Raw genomic sequence first — 20683 nt, forward strand, 5'->3', positions numbered from 1 at the left:
CACATCACGTTCGGCACTACCCCCGAAAAGGGGTGAGTCTTTTGACCCACACCACCGCGCTGCTGCGGCCGCGCGACGGCGATGCGCTGCGCGCCGAGATCCGCTGGGTGGCGAATAAGGCGGGCGTGCCGGTGGTTTTCGGCGGCGAAGTGCATGACGACGCGCTGCTGCTCACCGAATTCGTCGGCACCGTCACCAATGGCCTGCGCGGGCTGACCGTGCTGCGCACCTCCGGACTGGGCGGCCGGGTCATGGATATGCGCCGCCCCGCCTCGGTCGCCGACTACCGCAGCGCCTCAGACATCACCCACCACTACGACGGCCCGGTTTCCGGTGAACGCATCCGTTCGGTGCTCGCGGTACCGGTGGTGGTCGACGATCGCTCCCGCGCGGTGCTCTACGCCGCCAACCGCGGCGGCACCCCACTCGGCGACCGCACCGCCGACCTGGTCGTCACGGCCAGCCGACGCCTCGCCACCGAGATCACCATCCGTGACGAGGTGGACCGTCGCCTGCGCCTGCTGGAAATGACCACTCCCGCGCCCGAGACCGCACCCGCCGTCGCCGAGGAACTGCGTGAGATCAATGCCGAACTGCGTGGTGCGGCCCGCTCGGCCGAGGACGAACGCCTACGCGAACGCCTACATTCGGTATGCGAACGCCTCACCCGAGTCCTGGTCGGCGACCCACCCGCGGATGCGCCGCGACTGTCCCGCCGGGAACTCGACGTGCTCTCCCAGATCGCCCTCGGCTGCACCAATCACGAAGCTGCCCAACGCCTTTCGCTCGGTCCGGAAACAGTCAAGAGCTATTTGCGCAATGCGATGACCAAGCTCGACGCGCACTCCCGCCACGAGGCTGTCGTCACCGCCCGCCGCCTCGGCCTGCTGCCCTGACCAACGATCTCCCGCGCACGAATTCGCACGCCGCGCACAGAATCTCGGACGATTCGATGCGCGGCGTGCGGCACGATGACCGAACCTCGTCAGCGCCCGCCGGTGCAGACGCCTTCGGGGGTGTACTGGCATGGGCGCTCGTTGCGGCCTTTGTATTGCCCGTGATTGCTGCTGCGGCCGCGCTGACCTGCGCTGTTGCGGCTACGGCCAGCATCGGGCTCATGTGTGTCCCGATCCGCGGCGACTCTGACTTCGACGAGTTCGGGCGCGGCTAGGTCCGATAGGACGATCATCGCGCCACCGATCAGAGTCGAGGCCACCGCTCGACGCACTGTCCCGAAGCGAGCCACCGTCACCATAGCCACCTACCGTTCACCGTTGATTAATGTGCCGTTAATTAACGATACATTCAATAGGGCGACGAGTCGGTGGTTTTATTCCTCGAGCAGATCCGGACGCCGTTCGCGGGTCCGGGCGAGCGACTGTTCGCGCCGCCACGCGGCAACCTTGGCGTGATCACCTGACAGCAAGATCGGCGGCACTTCGAGGCCGCGCCAAGAGACGGGACGCGTGTAGCTCGGCCCCTCGAGCAGTCCGTCGGAGAAGGAATCCTCCTGGTGGGATTGCTGATTGCCGAGTACGCCGGGAAGTAAGCGGACCACGGCCTCGGCCATCACGAGGACCGCGGCCTCCCCGCCGATGAGGACGTAGTCGCCGATGCTGACCTCTTCGACGCGTACCCGCCGGGCGGCATCGTCGAAGACGCGTTGATCGATGCCTTCGTAACGGCCGCAAGCGAATACGAGGTGCCTCTCGGCGGCCCAGCGTTGCGCGGTGGCCTGGGTGAAGGGCACTCCGGCGGGCGTCGGCACCACGAGCAGGGCATCGTCGGGGCATACCTCGTCGAGGGCATCGCCCCAGACCGTCGGCTTCATGACCATGCCCGGCCCCCCGCCGTAGGGCGAATCGTCGACGGACTTGTGCACGTCGTGGGTCCAGCGCCGCAGATCGTGCACGTCCAGGGAAATCAGGCCCTTGTCGATGGCCTTGCCCAGCAACGCCGTTCGCAGCGGCTCCAGATACTCCGGAAATATCGTGACGACATCGAGTTTCATGCAGTCCTTAAGTCTCCGGCGGTCCGCTACTCCGGATCGAGCAGACCCTCGGGCGGATCGATGACGACCAGTTGATCGGCCCGCGACACCGTAGGCACGATCGCGGTGACGAAGGGGATCAGGATTTCCCTGCCGTCATCGGCAGCGCGCACCGAAAGCAGTTCTCCCGCAGCCGAATGCAGCACCTCGGTGACCTCGCCGACAACGGTGCCATCGGCGAGCTGGACGCTCATGCCTTCCAACTCGTGGTCGTAGAACTCGTCCGGATCCTCCGACGGCGGCAGCTCCGCACTGTCCACGACGAACAGCGTGCCGCGCAGCGCGTCGGAGGCGGTGCGGTCGGAGATCCCGGCGAGTTGCACGAGAAGTCGGCCCGAATGCTCTCGGGCCGACTCCACGGTGAACTCACGGACCTCATTGGATCGCGCCACCCGCCCGCGCAGCCGCACACCGGGTGTGAAGCGCGCGTCGGGATCGTCGGTACGTACCTCGACGACCAGTTCGCCGCGCACACCGTGCGATTTGGCGACCCGGCCTATGACGAGTTCCATTAAGCGTCGGTATCGACCACGTCGACCCGGATGCCCCGGCCGCCGATTCCGGCGACCAGAGTGCGCAGCGCGGTCGCGGTACGACCGCCACGACCGATCACCTTGCCCAGATCATCGGGGTTGACGTGCACCTCGACGGTGCGTCCACGGCGGCCGGTGATCAGCTCGACCCGGACGTCATCCGGATTGGCGACAATGCCGCGAACCAGGTGCTCGACGGCATCGGCGACGACGGCCGACATTATTCGGCAGCCTCGGTCTCGGCGGCCTCGTCCTTCTTGGCGGCCTTCTTCTTGGGGGTGACGGCCTCGGCGACCGGCTCGTTATCGGCGGCGGCCAGCGCGGCGTTGAACAGGTCCAGCTTGGACGTCTTCGCCGGCTTCACCTTCAGGGTGCCCTCGGCGCCCGGCAGGCCCTTGAACTTCTGCCAGTCGCCGGTGATCTCCAGCAGCCGCTGCACAGCCTCGGTCGGCTGCGCGCCGACACCCAGCCAGTACTGCACGCGCTCGGAGTTGATCTCGATCAGCGACGGCTCTTCCTTCGGGTGGTACTTGCCGACGTTCTCGATGGCACGGCCGTCACGACGGGTGCGGGCGTCGGCGATGACCACGCGGTACTGCGGGTTGCGGATCTTGCCGAGACGGGTGAGCTTGATGCGAACAGCCATGTGCTGATCTGCCTTTCAGTGGTTGGTCACGGCGCAATTCAGCGACCCGCACGGTCTGCGAGCCCGGTTTTGCGCTTGGAGTGTGTGACCGCCGCGCGGCACGTAACCGGAGACGGGCTGACACTTGTCCAGGAAGGACGGTGGTCCATTCTGCCAGACCGGTCCCCCGCTCCCGAAATCGCGTCGTCCGGAAACGATCGACCGCCCGCCTCGGATAATCACAATATGGGGATCTTCAGGAGGCGCCATCGGCGCAGGCGGGGCCAGGTTGCCGAGGCCGCCACCGAAATCGGCGGTGACGCGGCCATGGAATTGCTGGCGCCCGGCCTCGCGCGCGCCACTGTCGGCGGTATTCGCGGCGTGATCGGCGTGATCGCGAACCTGCTGAGCTGACGATCACGTGGTTCGATAGCGCAGCAGCACGACCCCGGCGCGGAATTTACGGCGGTCGACCCGGCGCACCCCAGCGGAGATCTGCCGTTTCGACGGTGATCGGAACGGGGCTCGGTGAGAGCGGATACCGTCAGGAGGTATACGTCGCGGCGGGCGAGACGGTCGTGCCTCCCGGACCTGCTTTAGCGTGAGCGCCCATTCCTGAGCACGATTCGTGGGATGCCCGGGATTCGGCCAGGAAATGGGCGCTCAGGTCAACCGGCGCTCAGATCAACCGCTCAGCGGACCAGCGGGGCGAGGGTGCGACCGGCGAGGTCTACCGCACCCGGCTCGTGGCCGTTTGTCACCATGTTGACGACGAGGCCCTGCACACCCTGGTCGAGGACCCTGGTTTGCAGTTGCTCGGCGACCTCGGCCGGGCTGCCGACGAATTGGCGGTCGGCGATGGTCTGCTTGCGCTGGTCCTCCGAGAGCGTGGACAGGTCGACGCCGATGCCGCTGAGTAGATCCTGTTGTTGTTTGCGTGCGCGGTCGCCGTCTTCATCGATCATCAGAAAACAGAGGTAGCTGATCTCCAAAGTATCTGGATCACGGTCGTTTTCGGCGCAGCGCTGGTGCAGTGCCTCGATCTTGCGGGGCAGTTCGGAGGCGTTGCAAATGATGTTGATGTGGTCGGCGAAGCGGGCGGCCAGTGCGAAGGTCTTCTTCTCGCCGCCACCACCGAGCAGGATCGGCAGGTCATCGCGCAGCCGTGGCTCGTTCATGGCGTTATCGGTGTGGTACCAGTTGCCGTCGAAGGTCGAGTGTTCACCGCGCAGCATGGGCGTGATGATCCGCAGTGCCTCGTCGAGCCGCTGGAAGCGTTCGGTGAAGGTGCCGAATTCGAAGCCGTAGGACTGGTGTTCGAGCTCGAACCAGCCGGCTCCGATGCCGAGCACGGCCCGTCCGCCGCTCACCAGATCCATGGTGGTGACGGTCTTGGCGAGCAGTGCGGGATTGCGATAGGTGTTACCGGTTACCAACGCCGACAACTGAATTCGTTCGGTAGACGCAGCGATTCCGGACAGCGTGGTGTAGGCCTCGAGCATCGGCTCACTCGGCTCACCGAGACCGGGCAGCTGATAGAAGTGATCCATGACGAAGACCGTGTCGAAACCGGCGGCTTCGGCTTCCCTGGCCTGCGCGACCACGGTCGGAAAGAGTTCGCTGACGGGCTGGCCATAGCTGAAATTGGGCATCTGATAACCGAGGCGAATGGTCATAACCCGACCCTACGCGCGCCCCGCCCCACCTTCCCGATCTTGGCCACATCAAGCCGTTGACCTGGGAGTCTGTCGCACGCAGAGTAACAACCTCGCACGAGTTACAGCCCGTGCGCAATGCGGGGGTCAGCGGTGGCCAGTGACCGGATTGTGGATTTTGACCAGGCGGCCGCGCAGGATGACATATTGCGGCTCAGCGAGCGCCGCCGGGTCGATGCGCGGATCTTCCTGGTAGACAACGAAATCCGCTGGGGCACCGGCCTCGATGCCCGGTCGGCCGAGCCAGCTGCGGGCATTCCAGGAGGCGGCGCCGAGTGCGTCGTGTTTCGACAACCCCGCCCCGGCCAGGGCGGCGATTTCGTCGGCAATCCGGCCGTGACGGATGGATCCACCCGCATCGGTGCCCGCGAAAATCGGAACGCCCGCATCGTGCGCCTTGGCGACGGTGCCGCGGACGCGCGCGTGCAGGTCGCGCATATGTGCTGCGTAGATGGGGAATTTGCCTGCGCTGTCGGCGATTTCGGGGAAGGTGTCGATATTGATCAGCGTCGGGACCAGCGCGGTGCCGTGTTCGACCATCAACTCGATGGTGTCGTCGGTGAGGCCAGTGCCGTGTTCGAGGCAATCGATGCCCGCGTTGATCAGCCCGGGCAGCGCGTCCTCGCCGAAGACGTGCGCCGTCACCCGTGCGCCATTGGCGTGCGCGGCGTCGATCGCCTCCTTCAGGATCGCATCGCTCCACAGCGGCCGCAGATCGCCCACCGACCGGTCGATCCAGTCCCCGACGATCTTCACCCAGCCGTCGCCGAATCGAGCCTGCTCGGCGACGATCTCCGGCAGATCGCGCTCATCGCCCAGTTCGATGCCGAGCTCCCGGATATACCGCCGCGGTCGGGCGATATGGCGGCCCGCACGGATGATCCGGGGCAGCTCCTCATGCTCATCAATGAAGCGCGTATCGATCGGTGAGCCCGCATCGCGCAGCAGCAACGCACCCGCGTCCCGCTCGGTCTCGGCCTGGGCGATGGCACCCGCACGCTCCTCGTGCCCCCCGCCGTACCGGATCCCGACGTGGCAGTGCGCATCGACAAGGCCGGGCACGATCCACCCTGTGTCGCATAGTGTTTCGGCCCCCGCGACGGGATCGAACGACACCAGTCCATCGTGCACCCACAGGTCACGCACCTCGTCATCAGGGAGAACCACACCCCGCAGATGCACAGCAACCTCCTCGACCGCCCTCGGAACCGTCCAACCTACTGCCCACGCCCCTTGACGGGCACCCCGCCCGCAACGGCTTCCCAGCCGACGTTCGTCAGCCCGGCACTCCGTCTTGGAACCTCCGCGTAGAGGGTGCAGGGTTCGACGACAGGGCGCCCGGTCGAGCGGGTACGTTCGGTTGCCTTGCGCCGCAGCCGCAAGTGCGGAAGGCGCAGCCGCCTACTTCTTGGGGAAGTTCAGCTTGGACAGATCGAAGCCCTCGAGCCCGGGCGGCAACTCGTCCAATCCGGCGGGCATACCAGACAGATCCGGCATCCCGGCGGGCATACCCGGCATGCCGGGGAACCCACCGCGCACCTTCGGCGGCGTCGGTCCGCGCCCACCCTTCTTGCCCTTCTTGCCCTTCTTCGTATTGCTGCGGCGCGAACCGGGCAGGCCCATCTGGCGGCCCATCATGGCCATCATCTTCTTGGCCTCGAAAAAGCGGTCGACGAGTTGGTTGACCTCGGAGACCTGCACACCGGAGCCGTTGGCGATGCGCAGGCGCCGAGATGCGTTGATGATCTTCGGGTTCGCGCGTTCGGCCGGGGTCATACCGCGGATGATCGCCTGCACCCGGTCGAGCTGCTTATCGTCGACCTGGGCCAGCACATCCTTCATCTGCCCCGCGCCGGGCAGCATGCCGAGCAGGTTGCCGATGGGACCCATCTTGCGGATGGCGAGCATCTGATCGAGGAAGTCCTCGAGCGTCATCTCGCCGCTGCCGATCTTGCGGGCGGCTTCCTCGGCCTGCTGCTGGTCGTAGACCTGTTCGGCCTGCTCGATGAGGCTCAGCACGTCACCCATGCCGAGGATGCGCGAGGCCATCCGGTCGGGATGGAAAACGTCGAAGTCCTCGAGCTTCTCACCGGTGGAGGCGAACATGATCGGTGAGCCGGTCACATTCCGGACCGACAGCGCCGCACCACCGCGAGCGTCACCGTCGAGCTTGGTGAGGACGACACCGGTGAAGCCGACGCCGTCACGGAAGGCCTGCGCGGTGTTGACGGCGTCCTGACCGATCATCGCGTCGAGCACGAACAGCGTCTCGTCCGGCTGCACCGCATCGCGGATGCCGGCGGCCTGCGCCATCAACTCGGCGTCGATACCGAGGCGACCGGCGGTGTCGACGATGACCACGTCGTATTGCTTGCTGCGCGCCTCCGCGACACCGGCCTCGGCCACCGCGACCGGGTCGGCCGCCGAAACGCCGAGCGGATTCGCGCCGCTGCCGATGGAGGTGCCGGGATGCGGCGCGAAGACGGGCGCACCCGCGCGCTCACCCACCACCTGGAGCTGGGTGACCGCGCCGGGACGCTGCAGGTCACAGGCCACCAGCAACGGCTGATGTCCCTGTCCCTTCAGCCATTTCGCGAGCTTGCCGGCCAGGGTGGTCTTACCGGAACCCTGCAGACCGGCGAGCATGATCACCGTGGGCGGATTCTTGGCGAGCGTTAGTCTGCGGGTTTCGCCGCCGAGGATGCCGACGAGTTCCTCGTTGACGATCTTGACGACCTGCTGGGCAGGGTTGAGGGCGGCGGAGACCTCCGCACCCTTGGCCCGCTCCTTGATCTTCGCGATGAAACCACGCACCACGGGCAGCGCGACGTCGGCTTCGAGCAGGGCGAGGCGGATCTCACGACAGGTGGCGTCGATGTCGGCCGGTGACAGACGCCCCTTACCGCGAAGATCCTTGAGGGCACCGGTAAGCCGGTCGGACAGGGATTCGAACACCGATCGCGCTCCTGATCTCGTGGGACGTCACTTGATATCCCAGGGTAATGGGACTCGCCCCGGCGCGAGCGACGGGCCCGTAGGAGGCAGCGCAGCGTAACCACGGAGGGACCCGGGAGCGCCGAAATCGAAAACAGTGGGCGCGCAAGCGGTGCTCGGTTATTCCATCGTGCGGCGGCGCGGTTTGGCGGTTTTGCGGTAATCGTGGTTCTCCTGAGCAACCATGAAAACCGCCTCCCGACCGGTGAGACCGAGCTCGAGGGCCAGGTCGTCCAGCATGGCCCAGTCCGCGCCTGTCGGCACATCGCGGGTGGCAACAGCGGTGGCAATCGTCATAGCGGTCACAGCCTGCTGTCCGGACAGTGTCCGGCCGGGCAGCCAGGAGACCACCCACCGATCACCGCCGACGCAGCGCGCCATATGCGTGGTCTCGTCACTCGTCATCGTCGACGCCGAAACGACTTCAATTGCCACCGACCTGCTCCCCTCATGCTCGCGATAGCCAGACGCTCTGATAGTAGGGTGCGACGGGCGCGCTGCATACGCTTTCAGCAAATCATGTGCAAATGTCAATCATCCTGGTCAGGAGACCTGGCTGGTACCTGGTGGTCCGACTCCCTCCGGAGGCTTCGGGGCGGGCCGCGGGACCACGGCAAGGACGGCCTTTTCGATGGTTTCGCGACGCTCCGGAATGTCGACGCCGAGGTCGAGGCCGAAGGCGTCGACCACCGCGGAACCCATGGTCACTACCTTCGCCCAGCTCACATCTGCGCCGCATTCGGCAAACGCCGAGGCCAACCGGCTGAGCAGGCCGATCCGGTCCTCGGCGCGCAATTCGAGGACCACCTGGCCCGGCGTCGATGTCGCCGACCAGATCACTCGGGGCTGTGCCTGCGCATACTGGCTCGGGCGAGCGCCGGTGGCGTCGTGCTCCCGCTTCGCCAGCAGCGCGGACAGATCCAGATCGCCCGCTGTCGCCCGGATCAGCTCCTGTCGCAGCAGTCCGCCGTCCGGCGGATCGCCGAACTTCGGGGAGACCACGAAAGTATTGATGGCCGAGGCACCTTCGCCGCCCACGGTCGCCGAGAGCACCCGCAGCGAATGCAGGGCCAACACCCCGGCGGCATCCGACAGCAGGCCGGGCGTATCCGGTGCGATCACGGTGACCGTGTAGGTGTATTTGCCCTCGCCCGGCCGCAGATCGACGTGCACGCCACCCGCCGCGGCCTTGGCCAGCAGGTTCGGTGCGATCGGTTCCGGCTCAGGCAGCAGATCTCCCGCCATGACCAGGCGGCAGCGGCGCACGAGTTCCCCGATCAGCGATGCCTTCCAATCGCCCCACACCCCGGGGCCGGTAGCCAGCGAATCGGCCTCGGCCAAAGTGTGCAGCAGTTCGAGCAGCTGCACGTCGCCGCCGAGGGCCTCGACGACGAATCGCACGGTGTCGGGGTCGGCCAGGTCGCGCCGAGTCGCGGTGTCGGGCAATAAAAGATGGTGGCGCACGATGGCGCTGAGTGTCCGCACGTCCGACGGCCATAGGCCGAGACGCCGTCCGATATGGGTGGCCAGTTCGGCGCCGACAATGCTGTGGTCACCGGCGCGGCCCTTACCGATATCGTGCAGCAGCGCACCGAGCATCAGCAGGTCGGGACGGGCGACGCGGGTGCTCAACGCGCTCGCGTAGGCGACCGCCTCCATCAGGTGCCGGTCCACGGTCCAGGTGTGCAGGGCATCGCGCGGCGGCAGGTCGCGCACCGCACCCCATTCGGGAAGCAGCCTGCCCCACAAGCCAGTTCGGTCCAGTGCCTCGACCGCATCGATGACGCCGCGACCGGCTCCGAGCAGGATCAACAGGTCGTTGACCGCATCCTTGGGCCAGGGTTCGCGCAGCTCCGGCGCATCCTCGGAGAGTCGATTCAGAGTGGTCGCGGACATCGGCAGCCCGGTCTGCGCCGAGGCTGCGGCCACCCGCAGGATCAGTCCGGGATCGCGCTGCGGCCGCGCATCCCGCGCCAACACGACCTCCCCCGCGTGTTCGACCACCCCCTCATCGAGTGGTCGCCGAACCGGCATGCGCCGCAGTCGCGCGAGGCCGCGCCGTGGTAGCGCATTGGCTGCGGTGCGAAGACCGACATCGACGGAATAACTCACCGTCCGCGCCGAATCGCTCAGTGTGCGAGCGAGGTCGAAACGGTCACCGATGCGCAAGGCCGCGCCGATCTCGTCGGCATCCTGGGCTCGCAGTTGATCGCGGGCCCGGCCCGCTACCCGATGCAGCTCCGTGCGAACATCCAGCAAACGGCGTCGCGCCTGCTTCAGACCACCGCCGGGCACATCTGGCCCCAGACCCGGCATGGCATCGGTCAGTTGGGCGATGGCCAGCGCGTCGAGCAGTTGGATATCGCGCAATCCGCCGCGCCCGTTCTTCAGATCGGGTTCGGCGCGGTGAGCTATCGCACCGCTGCGCTGCCACCTGGTCTCGGCCTGTTCGATCAATTCGTCGAAGCGCGAACGGATTCCGGTCCGCCACTCCCGGCGCACCCCGCCGATCAGCAGATTGCTCAACTCCATATCGCCGACGATGTGTCTGGCCTCGAGCATGCCGAGGGCCGCGATGAGATCGTCGGAGGCCACGCGCAATGCCTGCGGCACGGTGCGCACGCTGTGGTCGAGCTTGATATGCGCATCCCACAGCGGATACCAGAGCTGATCGGCCACCTCGGCCACCCGCGCGGGATCGACGTCATCATGCAGCAGCACCAGATCCAGATCCGAATACGGCAGCATCTCCTTGCGCCCGAGTCCGCCGACGGCGACCACGGCGAGACCGCTGTCGCGGCCGATGCCGAGTTCGGTGCCCTTGGTGGTCAGCCACAGTTCGAACAGATCGACCAGCGCCGAACGCAGGGATTCCGCGTCCAGGCGCGGATTGCGGGGCAGTCCACCCTCGAGCAATTGATTGCGTGCGCGGACCAGGTCGGTCGCGCCATTGGAGACGTTCGTGCCGACATCCTCGGTTACCTGTCTGCCGTCTTGCTCGTGACTACCCACAAACCACCGTCCATCCAAATGCGTACGGCCCCGCCCCGACCGGGCTATCCGGTGGGAGCGGGGCCGCCGCTCGATTTCGATTCTCCGTTTAGAGGGCGTCGGTACCGCGTTCGCCGGTCCGCACTCGGATGATCGACTCCACCGGTGTCACCCAGACCTTGCCGTCACCGATCTTGCCGGTGCGCGAGGCCTCGACGATCACCTCGACGACCTTGTCGACCGAGGCATCGTCCACGACAACCTCGACCCGAACCTTCGGCACGAAATCCACCGAGTACTCCGCGCCGCGGTAGACCTCGGTGTGCCCCTTCTGGCGGCCGTAGCCCTGCACCTCGCTGACGGTCATGCCCAGCACACCAGCCTGCTCGAGCCCGGATTTGACGTCCTCGAGAGTGAACGGTTTGACGATTGCGGTGATCAGTTTCATGTCGTCATGCCTCCTTGACGGCGGTACGTGCCGTGCCACCCACAGCAGCGAAATCGTATGCCGTTTCAGCGTGCTCGGACTCGTCCATGCCCACCGACTCGGCTTCCTCGCTGGCGCGCAGCCCAATGGTGAACTTCACGATATAGGCAATGATCAGGCTCGCGATAAAGGAGAACGCGAGTACCGCACCGGCACCGATGGCCTGACGCCACAGCTGGTCGAAGCCGCCGCCGTAGAACAGCCCGGTCTTGCCCGCGCCCGCCTCCGGTGCGGCAACCAGGCCCACCATCAGGGTGCCGATGACGCCGCCGACGAGGTGCACGCCCACGACATCGAGCGAGTCGTCGAAGCCGAACTTGAACTTCAGGCCGACCGCCAGCGCACAGATCGCACCGGCCACGAAGCCGATCACCAGGGCGCCGACCACGTTGACCGAGGAACACGACGGGGTGATCGCGACCAGACCGGCCACCACGCCCGATGCCGCGCCCAGCGAGGTGGGCTTGCCATCGCGGACCTTCTCCACCAGCAGCCACGCCAGCATTGCGGCACAGGTCGCGAGGGTAGTGGTGATGAAGGTCGAACCGGCCAGACCACCGGAGGAAACGGCGGAACCGGCGTTGAAGCCGAACCAGCCGAACCACAGCAGACCCGCGCCGAGCATCACGAACGGCAGGTTGTGCGGGCGGAACGGCGTCTTCGGCCAGCCCTTGCGCTTGCCGAGCACCAACACCAGGGCCAGGCCCGCAGCACCGGCATTGATATGGACCGCGGTACCACCGGCGAAGTCGACCGCGAGCAGTTTGTTCGCGATCCAGCCGCCTTCGTGCACGACATTGCCGTCGGCGTCCTTGACATCGAAGTCGAAGACCCAGTGCGCGACCGGGAAGTAGACGACCGTCGCCCAGATACCGGCGAACAGCAGCCAGGAGCCGAACTTCAGGCGGTCGGCGACCGCACCCGAGATGAGGGCAACCGTGATGATCGCGAACATCAACTGGAACGCGACGAACACGGTCGCGGGGATCGTACCCGCGAGCGGAATGTTCACTGCCGCAGTGGTGACAGCGCCGCTGGCGTCCTTGACCTCGGCAACCGAATTGCCGCCGATCAGACCCTTGAGACCGAAGAACTGCGCAGGATCGCCGATCACGCCGAATTTGTTGTCACCGAACGCGGTCGAGTATCCGTATAGCGACCACAGCACGCCGACCAGACCCATGGCACTGATGCTCATCATGATCATGTTGAGCACGTTCTTGGAGCGGACCATGCCGCCATAGAAAAACGCCAGGCCAGGCGTCATCAACAATACGAGCGCTGAACTGGCCAGCATCCAGGCGGTGTCACCAGTGTCCGGTGCACCGGTAAGGGGAAAAGCCACCTTAATGTCCTCCTCATCTCGGGCCCAGCCGACTCCGGCAATTGGACCTGCACAGAAGGGTCCTCATTCGGTGTTTCATCCGTGATGATGCTGTGTTTCGCCTAAGTGAACGCCTGGGGCAGTTGTGTTGCTACCACGTTTCCTGGCGTACACAGACGTTTCATCGCAGGTGTGCGATGGGTGTCGGAGCAAACCGACAGCTGCTTCCGAGAGGGAGGATCGGTGGTTGCGGAACTAGCCGAGCAACGCGTCCACGAAGGCGGCGGGTTCAAAGGGAGCCAGGTCGTCGGCGCCCTCGCCGAGACCGACCAGCTTCACCGGAACACCGAGTTCGTGCTGCACTTGGAAGACGATGCCGCCCTTGGCCGTTCCGTCCAGTTTGGTGAGCACGACGCCGGTGATATCGACGACCTCCGCGAAGACACGCGCCTGCATGAGGCCGTTCTGTCCGACGGTGGCATCCAAGACGAGCAGGACCTCGTCGACCACGGCCTTCTTCTCTACAACGCGCTTGACCTTGCCGAGCTCGTCCATCAGACCGGTCTTGGTGTGCAGCCGACCGGCCGTATCGATCATGACGACGTCGACGCCGCCCTCGATACCCGCGCTGACCGCGTCGAAGGCGACAGCAGCCGGGTCCGCGCCCTCCCTGCCACGAACCGTATCCGCACCGACGCGCTCACCCCAAGTCTGTAGCTGATCAGCGGCGGCAGCGCGGAAGGTGTCAGCGGCGCCGAGCAGGACCCGGCGGCCGTCGGCGACCAGTACGCGCGCGAGTTTGCCGGTCGTGGTGGTCTTGCCGGTGCCGTTGACACCGACAACCAGCAGGATCGACGGGTGATCGTCGTGCGGGAGTGCCCGCACCGAGCGGTCGAGTTCGGGACGTAGCGCCTCGATCAACACCTCGCGCAGCACGGCGCGAGCCTGTTCGGTATCGCGGACGCTGCGCGCGGCCATCTCCTCGCGCAGCCGCTCCACCACCGCCGCGGTGCTCGCGGTGCCCAGATCGGCGAGGACCAGGGTGTCCTCTACCTCTTCCCAGGAATCGTCATCGAGGTCGCCGCCGCCGAGCAGGCCGAGCAGGCTCTTGCCGACCGCGTTCTGCGAACGGGACAGGCGGCCGCGCAGGCGCACCAGGCGGCCCGCGGTCGGCTCGATTTCCTCGAGGGCGGGGGTCGTGGCCGCGTCGGCGGCTGTGGGTTCGGGGGCGGTTTCTACGGAGGGCTTGTCGGGGGTTGGCGGCGTGGCTGCGCGCGGGGTGGTGTCCGCAGGAGGGGCCGGTTTTGTGTCCGTCGGTGCGGTGGTGTCCGCGGGTGCGGCGGTTCCGGTGTCCGCGGAGGTGATGCTCTCCGCAGGCGCGGTGCCATCGGCACTGGTGGGCGGGGCGGTTCCGGGTTCGGCGGTCGTCTCGTCCGATTCGACCGCGGTATCCGAATCGGACGTGGCCGTTGCGGATTCGGCCGTGGTGGCCGCGCCGTCGGTTTCGATCGGCGCGGACTCCGCGGTTTCGACATCGCCCTCGGGCAGCGGCACATTGGTAATGCCACGCTTCGGCGCGTCACGCGGAATCGCCGCGTCATCGCCGACGTGCGGCTGCCCCTCGGTATCGGTTCGCTCGATCGGTGAGGGCGGCTCCGGGCGTGTCGCGGTGGCCGTGCCGCCCTGACTGAAGTTGAAGCCACCGGAGGCCGCGTATCCACCCGACCGGTCGGTCACTTCTTTCTCGGCGGTGGGCGCCGTCAGCGTGATGCGACGGCGCTTGTACAGGACGAATCCGGCGACGAACGCCACCACCAGCAGGGCGGCGACAGCGGCGATCAGGATCCAGGCTTCGGAACTCACGCCGACCATCCTTGCAGAAGCAGGTCCTTCGCCTTACCACAGCGTCCTGGACCCAACACACAACCCCCGAGATTTCTTGTCCTGCGGAACTTCTCGCGATGGGACAATAGTATCGGCGACGTGACCGATCGAAACGTGCTTGGGGGGCCGCTGGAAGAGTGCGGCACCGATCCTCTCACCGGCTTCTACCGGGACGGCTGCTGCAGTACCGGGCCGGAGGATCTGGGCAGCCATACCGTGTGCACCGTCGTCACGGCCGAATTTCTCGAACACCAGGCGTCCATCGGCAACGATCTGAGTACGCCGCGCCCGGAGAACAACTTCCCGGGCCTGCAGCCGGGAGACCGGTGGTGCGTGGTGGCCGTGCGCTGGTTGCACGCCCACGAGGACGGTGTCGCCGCGCCCGTGGTGCTTGCGGCCACCCATGAAAACGCCCTGGAAGTGATCTCGATGGACATTTTGCGCAAATACGCTGTCGACGTACCGGACGACGTGAGCGATCTGCTCTAACTCCCCGCCCTTTTGCCGACCGTCTGCCCAGAACGTCCCGTCCCGGGCAGACGGTCGCTGGGCGGAATCCGAATTATCGCAGCAAGGCCGCCTCGGCCAGCGCGGCGCGGGTGGTTCGTTGGCGGTGCGCCTTCTGACGGCACGCCGCTGAGCAGTATCGGGCCGGGCGGCCAGTGCCGGTGGAACGGATCTCGGTACCGCATATCGGACAGTGCGGAGTTTCGTTACGCACACCGGTTTCGTTACGTAGCTTGACCTCCGAATCAGGTTTCGTTACGGAGTTCGCGCGCATGGCATCGAGCATGATCGCGACAGCCCGAATCATCGGTCCGCCGGGTCGCTGACGTCGTTGGATCGCGACGCATCCCGTGAAAATGTCCAGTACATCGGCGATTTCGATATCGGCACGGACCGAACCTTGGCGCTGCGCGGCGGTCAGCAGCGCGCCGAGCGCATGATGGAAGCGGTCGCCCGCGCCGCGAAGCAGTGCCTTCGGCCAGCCGTCATCGGACTGGACCATATCGCAGAGCGCCTGGCTACGCGGGGACGACATGACCACGTCGGTGCAGACCGCGAAGAACGCGGCACCGGGATCCGGCGCGTCGAGATATTCGGCGGCCAGTGTCGCGAGCCGGTCGACGCGCTGTTGCATAACCGCTTCCAGCAGATCGGTTTTCGTGGGGAAATGCCGATAGACGGTGCCCGCGCCCACCCCGGCCCTGCGGGCGACCTCGGCCAGCGACACCGAGATGCCCTGTTCGGCGAAAGCGCGCTGCGCGGCGGCCAGCACCAGCGCGCGATTGCGGCGGGCATCGGCCCGCGCGGCGACTACCGACGGCGCTGGAGTGGATAGCGAAGCAGACATTTCGTTACGGTCTTCCGTTCCTGGACCTGGCCAACTGGATGAGCGCACCCATATCGTCCGAATACGGGTTATCCGACCCGATTGTATCGAGCAGAGAAGGCGAGCATGCCCCTTCAGCAGAATCCCATCCTGGTCACCGGCGCGACCGGCAAGCAGGGCGGCGCGACCGCGCGCCGACTGCTGGCCGACGGTATCGCGGTGCGCGCGCTGGTCCGCGATCCGCAGGCCCCCGCGGCCCGCGCATTGGCCGACGCCGGTGCCGAATTGGTGACCGGTGACTTCGACACCCCCGCAACGCTGGACGCGGCCGTTGCCGGAGCGCGCGGCGTATTCCTCGTGCCGCCAGCCGCTTTCGGACCGAACGGTTGGCAGGCCGATCTGGAAGCCACTCGCGGCATCGCGGTGATCGATGCGGCCGAGCGCGCGGGGGTCGAACAGATCGTCTTCACCGGTGTCGCCTCGATGACCGACGACGCCGCCTGGGGCCAGGCCGGAAAGAAAAGCATCGAGGATGCGGCGGCGGCCAGCGGATCGCGCTACACCCTGTTGCGTCCGGTGCGTTTCATGGAGAACTACATCATGCGTGGCAGTCCGGTCGACGGCATCATCGACGGCGTACACAAGCACCTGTTCGCTGCGGACCGGCCGTTGCAGATGATCGCGATCGATGATATCGCGGCCTTCGCCGCACTGGCCTTCGCCGACCCGGATCGTTTCCACGGCCGAACCCTCGAATTGGCCGGTGACGCAATCACTCCCGTCGCGGCCCTGGCCGCGATCACCCGGGCCACCGGATATCCGGTGCGCTACCACGAGGTCACCGAGGCCGAAGCCGATGCCCTCGGCGAACAGATCGGCAATACCTGGCGGCTGCTGCACGAATCCGGCGGCGGCTGGCGCGCAGACATCCCCGCGCTCCGGGAAATCTACCCCGCCCTCAACACCCTCGAATCCTGGCTCACCACAACCGGTGCTGCCAAGATCAAGGCCCAACAGGACAGCGACCGCTTGGCCACTTCACACTGACCGAGGTCGTCGGGATCCGCACTGGGCGCGCACGTACGGATCCCGAAGAGCCCTGGGTTCAGCTGGCCGCGCCGACCGGGGTCAGGGTCTCCCCGCGCAGCCGCTGACTGATCACCTGGGTAATGCCGTCACCGCGCATGCTGACGCCGTAGAGGGCGTCGGCGATCTCCATGGTCGGCTTCTGGTGGGTGATGACGATCAGTTGACTCTTCTCCCGCAACTGCTCGAACAGGCCGATGAGGCGGCGCAGATTGGTATCGTCCAGCGCGGCCTCGACCTCGTCCATCACGTAGAACGGTGAGGGGCGCGCGCGGAAGATGGCCACCAGCAGGGCAACCGCGGTAAGCGACTTCTCACCACCGGACAGCAGCGACAGTCGCTTGACCTTCTTACCGGGCGGACGCGCCTCCACCTCGATGCCGGTGGTCAGCATGTCCGAGGGATCGGTGAGCACCAGCCTGCCCTCGCCGCCAGGGAACAGTTTCGCGAAGACGCCGACGAATTCGCGCTCGACATCCTCGTAGGCCTCGGTGAACACCTGCAGGATGCGCGCGTCGACTTCCGCGACCACATCCAGCAGGTCCTTGCGCGCATTCTTGACGTCCTCGAGTTGGGTAGCGAGGAAGTTGTAGCGTTCCTCGAGCGCCGCGAACTCTTCCAGCGCAAGGGGATTCACCTTGCCGAGGGTGGCGAGGTCCTTCTCGGCGCGCTTGGCGCGGCGCTCCTGGGACTTGCGGTCGAACGGCATCGGCGCGGGCGCGGTCACCTGTTCGCCGCGCTCCTTGGCCTGCTCGTACTCCTGCCATTCCAGATCCGACGGCGGCATCGGCACATCCGGACCGTATTCGGCGATGAGATCGGACAGTGCGATGCCGAACTGTTCGGCGATGGTCGCCTCGATCTGCTCGATGCGCAGTGCCGCTTGGGCTTTGGCGACCTCGTCGCGGTGCACAGCGTCGGTGAGTTGGGCGAGCTGGGTGGTCAGCGCGCGGACCCGCTCCTTGATCTGTTCGACCTGGGTGGCGCATTCGGTGCGGCGGCGCACCAGTTCATCACGGCGTGCACCCGCTTGCGCCACAACCGATTCCAGTTCGGCGGCGACCTTGGCGCCGGATTCGGCAACGGCGGCAGCGACTTCGGCGGCCTGCCTGCGCGCGGCCTGTGCACGTTCGGCGCGGGCCCTGGTCTCACGTTCGGCGCGGGCCGCCCGGCGCAGCGAATCCGCCTTGCCGCGAACCGATTCCGCGCGTTCCTCGGAGGTGCGCACTGCCAGGCGGGCCTCCACCTCCATGGACCGTGCCTCGGCAAGTGCGGCGGCGGCTTCCTCACGGTCGCGTCCGGCGGATTCGGTGCCCGCCGCGCCCATACCGTCGTCGTCGACCTCGGATTCGAGTTCGGTGCGGCGCAGCCGTTCTTCGAGATCGGCCAGTGCCGCCAACGCCTCTTCCCGGCCCGACTCGGTTTCCGCGCGCTGGCCGGTGAGCCGGTCGATATCGGATTGGGCGGTGCGTGCCACCTCGCCGAGCCTGCCCAGACGGTCGTAGATAACAACCAGCGCCTGATCCGATTCGTGCAGCGCGAGCAGTGCCTGGTCGACGGCATCCTTGCGGTCGGCTTGTTCGGCAAGTGCACCGGAAAGGGCCGCCTCCAGCTCCTCGGCGCGGCGTTGCGCAGCGACCAGATCGGCCTTTGCCGTATCGATATCGGCCTGGATCTCCAGCTGACTCGGTGCGCGATCGGATCCGCCGAGCACCCAACCGGTTCCGGTGAGATCACCGTCGCGGGTGACCACGCGCAGTTCCGGCCGGGCCCGGACCAGTTCGGTGGCGGTGGCGAGATCGTCGACCACGGCGACACCGGCGGTCAGCGCGGCAATGGCACTGCGTACGTTGTCCGGTGCGTCGACCACGTCGACCAGCCAGCGCGCCCCGCCGGGCAGCACACCATTCGACGCGATCGGCGCACTCGCGGCATCGAAGACGAGCGCGACGCGACCACCGTCGGCTTCCTTCAGCGCCCGCATCGCGGCGTGTGCGGAATCCCCAGTATCGGCCGCCACGGCGTCGGCGAGCGGGCCGAGCGTCGCGGCGACCGCGGCCTCGAAACCACCGTGCACCCGGATCAGCCCGGAGAGCGGGCCGAGCAGGCCCTGCGCGCGATTCTCGACCAGCCAGGCCGCGCCGTCCCTGCGCGCCAGACCCATGCCCAATGCTTCGATGCGGGCGCTCAGCGAGGCGACCCGCTTGCTGGCGTCGCGATCCTGTTCGCGCAGTTCGGTGACACGCTGATCGGCGAGTTCGAGGGCCTGCACCGCATGCTCATGCTGGGCGTCCAGACCGGTCTCCCCGGCCTCGAGTTCACCGAGTTCGCCCTGGACCGTTTCGAATTCGGCCTTGGCCGCCTCGCCGCGCTGGCGGGCCTCGCCGATCGCGACGGTGAGCCGGGTGATTTCCGCGTCCACCGACTGCGATCGGGTGCGCAGGGTTTCGACCTGACCCGAGAGCCGGGCGAGACCCTCGCGCCGATCTGCGATAGCGCGCACCGCGGCCAGATGCGCCTGCTCGGCGGCCTTCGCGGCCTGCTCGCGTTCGGCGAGCGCCTCGCGCGCGGCTTCCAGGGTTTCGGTCGCGATTTCGACGGTCTCGCGCAGTTCGGCCTCCTCGGCCTCCACACGTTCGGCCTCGGCCTCGAGCTGCTCCGGATCGCGTCCGCTGCCGACGGGCATTTCGGTGTGCAGATTGCGGGCTCGGTCGCCCGCGATGCGGATGGTGGCATTGACCCGCTCGGCCAGCGCGGACAGCTGGAACCAGATCTGCGCGGCGGCCTCGGCGCTCGGGGTCAGTCGGGACAGCTGGAATTCCTGCTGTGCCAGTGCGGCATTGGCGGCATCGAGTTCGGTCTGCACGGTGATCTGCTGCTCGCGCGCGTACGCCTCTTTGCTCTGCTGACTCTCCAACTCGTTGCGCCGGGTGACCAGGTCGTCGGCGGCCAGACGCAGGCGCGCGTCGCGCAGGTCGGCCTGTACGGTCTGGGCGCGGCGGGCCACCTCGGCCTGTCTGCCGAGCGGTTTGAGTTGGCGGCGCAGCTCGGTGGTGAGGTCGGTGAGGCGGGCGAGGTTAGCCTGCATCGCCTCCAGTTTGCGGACCGCCTTCTCCTTGCGCTTGCGGTGCTTGAGCACACCGGCCGCCTCTTCCACGAAGGCGCGGCGGTCCTCGGGACGTGATTCCAGAATGGCCGAGAGTTGGCCCTGTCCGACGATGACGTGCATTTCCCGGCCGATGCCGGAGTCGCTGAGCAGTTCCTGCACATCCATCAGCCGGCAGGAGCTGCCGTTGATCTCGTATTCACCCGCGCCGTCACGGAACATGCGCCGGGTGATGGAGACCTCGGCGTAGTCGATCGGCAGCGCACCGTCGGAGTTGTCGATGGTGAGCGTGACCTCGGCGCGACCGAGCGGTGCGCGTCCGGTGGTACCGGCGAAGATGACGTCCTGCATCTTGCCGCCGCGCAGCGCTTTCGCACCCTGTTCGCCCATCACCCAGGTGAGCGCATCGACGACATTCGACTTACCTGAACCGTTCGGGCCGACCACACAGGTGATGCCCGGCTCGAAACGCAAGGTCGTCGCGGACGCGAAGGACTTGAAACCCTTCAACGTCAGACTCTTCAGGTGCAAATTCGACGACCCTTCCCTGCGCGG

General features: G+C 66.7%; 18 protein-coding genes. 4 read left to right on the top strand and 14 right to left on the bottom strand.

Annotated elements, in window-relative coordinates; genetic code table 11:
- The first annotated feature begins 41 nt into the window (after nucleotides 1–41).
- Nucleotides 42–896 (top strand): LuxR C-terminal-related transcriptional regulator, encoded by an 855-nt coding sequence (locus ACIBI6_RS12550; RefSeq protein ID WP_396956141.1) that lies wholly within the window; start codon nucleotides 42–44, stop codon nucleotides 894–896.
- A 434-nt stretch (nucleotides 897–1330) separates the two neighbouring features.
- Here the strand turns inward: ACIBI6_RS12550 and trmD are convergent, their stop codons facing one another.
- Genes trmD through rpsP form a run of 4 tightly spaced genes read right to left on the bottom strand, consistent with a single transcriptional unit; the run spans nucleotide 1331 to nucleotide 3229 of the window.
- Nucleotides 1331–2011 (bottom strand): tRNA (guanosine(37)-N1)-methyltransferase TrmD, encoded by a 681-nt coding sequence (gene trmD, locus ACIBI6_RS12555; protein ID WP_396956143.1) that lies wholly within the window; start codon nucleotides 2009–2011, stop codon nucleotides 1331–1333.
- A 26-nt stretch (nucleotides 2012–2037) separates the two neighbouring features.
- Nucleotides 2038–2562, bottom strand: a complete 525-nt coding sequence (rimM, locus tag ACIBI6_RS12560; RefSeq protein WP_364341734.1) for a ribosome maturation factor RimM — start codon at nucleotides 2560–2562, stop codon at nucleotides 2038–2040.
- Nucleotides 2562–2804 (bottom strand): RNA-binding protein, encoded by a 243-nt coding sequence (locus tag ACIBI6_RS12565; protein WP_040693288.1) that lies wholly within the window; start codon nucleotides 2802–2804, stop codon nucleotides 2562–2564. The genes rimM and ACIBI6_RS12565 overlap by 1 nt, the downstream gene beginning before the upstream one ends.
- Nucleotides 2804–3229: a 30S ribosomal protein S16 gene (gene rpsP / locus ACIBI6_RS12570; protein WP_364341737.1), complete on the bottom strand. Its 426-nt coding sequence runs from the start codon at nucleotides 3227–3229 to the stop codon at nucleotides 2804–2806. Before rpsP ends, ACIBI6_RS12565 begins: the two co-directional genes overlap by 1 nt.
- A gap of 225 nt (nucleotides 3230–3454) precedes the next feature.
- Here rpsP and ACIBI6_RS12575 point away from each other — a divergent pair, with 225 nt between their 5' ends.
- On the top strand, nucleotides 3455–3622 hold the full coding sequence (locus tag ACIBI6_RS12575) for a hypothetical protein (RefSeq protein WP_364341739.1): 168 nt from the start codon (nucleotides 3455–3457) through the stop codon (nucleotides 3620–3622).
- Between the two features lie 278 nt (nucleotides 3623–3900).
- Here the strand turns inward: ACIBI6_RS12575 and ACIBI6_RS12580 are convergent, their stop codons facing one another.
- The 8 genes from ACIBI6_RS12580 to ftsY all read right to left on the bottom strand — a co-directional run bounded on the left by ACIBI6_RS12580 (nucleotide 3901) and on the right by ftsY (nucleotide 14582).
- On the bottom strand, nucleotides 3901–4884 hold the full coding sequence (locus tag ACIBI6_RS12580; protein ID WP_364341741.1) for an LLM class F420-dependent oxidoreductase: 984 nt from the start codon (nucleotides 4882–4884) through the stop codon (nucleotides 3901–3903).
- A 126-nt stretch (nucleotides 4885–5010) separates the two neighbouring features.
- Complete coding sequence (locus ACIBI6_RS12585; protein WP_364341743.1) at nucleotides 5011–6105, bottom strand: amidohydrolase family protein; 1095 nt, start codon at nucleotides 6103–6105, stop codon at nucleotides 5011–5013.
- 219 nt (nucleotides 6106–6324) lie between these two features.
- The gene (ffh, locus tag ACIBI6_RS12590; RefSeq protein WP_396956148.1) at nucleotides 6325–7878 is read right to left on the bottom strand and encodes a signal recognition particle protein; all 1554 of its coding nucleotides are present in this window, start codon (nucleotides 7876–7878) and stop codon (nucleotides 6325–6327) included.
- 159 nt (nucleotides 7879–8037) lie between these two features.
- Entirely contained in the window at nucleotides 8038–8352 is a 315-nt protein-coding gene (locus ACIBI6_RS12595; protein ID WP_364341747.1) for a hypothetical protein, read from the bottom strand.
- A gap of 108 nt (nucleotides 8353–8460) precedes the next feature.
- Complete coding sequence (locus ACIBI6_RS12600) at nucleotides 8461–10929, bottom strand: [protein-PII] uridylyltransferase (RefSeq protein WP_396956150.1); 2469 nt, start codon at nucleotides 10927–10929, stop codon at nucleotides 8461–8463.
- Nucleotides 10930–11017: 88 nt separating this feature from the next.
- Nucleotides 11018–11356, bottom strand: a complete 339-nt coding sequence (locus tag ACIBI6_RS12605) for a P-II family nitrogen regulator (RefSeq protein ID WP_040868325.1) — start codon at nucleotides 11354–11356, stop codon at nucleotides 11018–11020.
- A gap of 4 nt (nucleotides 11357–11360) precedes the next feature.
- Nucleotides 11361–12740: an ammonium transporter gene (locus ACIBI6_RS12610; protein WP_364341751.1), complete on the bottom strand. Its 1380-nt coding sequence runs from the start codon at nucleotides 12738–12740 to the stop codon at nucleotides 11361–11363.
- Between the two features lie 234 nt (nucleotides 12741–12974).
- On the bottom strand, nucleotides 12975–14582 hold the full coding sequence (ftsY, locus tag ACIBI6_RS12615) for a signal recognition particle-docking protein FtsY (RefSeq protein WP_396956153.1): 1608 nt from the start codon (nucleotides 14580–14582) through the stop codon (nucleotides 12975–12977).
- A gap of 120 nt (nucleotides 14583–14702) precedes the next feature.
- On the opposite strand from ftsY, the gene ACIBI6_RS12620 reads away from it, so the two are divergent.
- Nucleotides 14703–15092, top strand: a complete 390-nt coding sequence (locus tag ACIBI6_RS12620) for a DUF2237 family protein (protein ID WP_019048221.1) — start codon at nucleotides 14703–14705, stop codon at nucleotides 15090–15092.
- A gap of 73 nt (nucleotides 15093–15165) precedes the next feature.
- Here the strand turns inward: ACIBI6_RS12620 and ACIBI6_RS12625 are convergent, their stop codons facing one another.
- The gene (locus ACIBI6_RS12625; protein ID WP_364341756.1) at nucleotides 15166–15957 is read right to left on the bottom strand and encodes a helix-turn-helix domain-containing protein; all 792 of its coding nucleotides are present in this window, start codon (nucleotides 15955–15957) and stop codon (nucleotides 15166–15168) included.
- 105 nt (nucleotides 15958–16062) lie between these two features.
- Between ACIBI6_RS12625 and ACIBI6_RS12630 the strand changes: the two genes are divergently transcribed.
- Nucleotides 16063–16983, top strand: a complete 921-nt coding sequence (locus ACIBI6_RS12630) for an NmrA family NAD(P)-binding protein (RefSeq protein ID WP_364341758.1) — start codon at nucleotides 16063–16065, stop codon at nucleotides 16981–16983.
- A gap of 58 nt (nucleotides 16984–17041) precedes the next feature.
- Here the strand turns inward: ACIBI6_RS12630 and smc are convergent, their stop codons facing one another.
- Nucleotides 17042–20659 (bottom strand): chromosome segregation protein SMC, encoded by a 3618-nt coding sequence (gene smc / locus ACIBI6_RS12635; RefSeq protein WP_396956157.1) that lies wholly within the window; start codon nucleotides 20657–20659, stop codon nucleotides 17042–17044.
- Between the last annotated feature and the right edge of the window lie 24 nt (nucleotides 20660–20683).

This window comes from Nocardia sp. NPDC050412, assembly GCF_044458825.1.
Taxonomy (GTDB): Bacteria; Actinomycetota; Actinomycetes; order Mycobacteriales; family Mycobacteriaceae; genus Nocardia.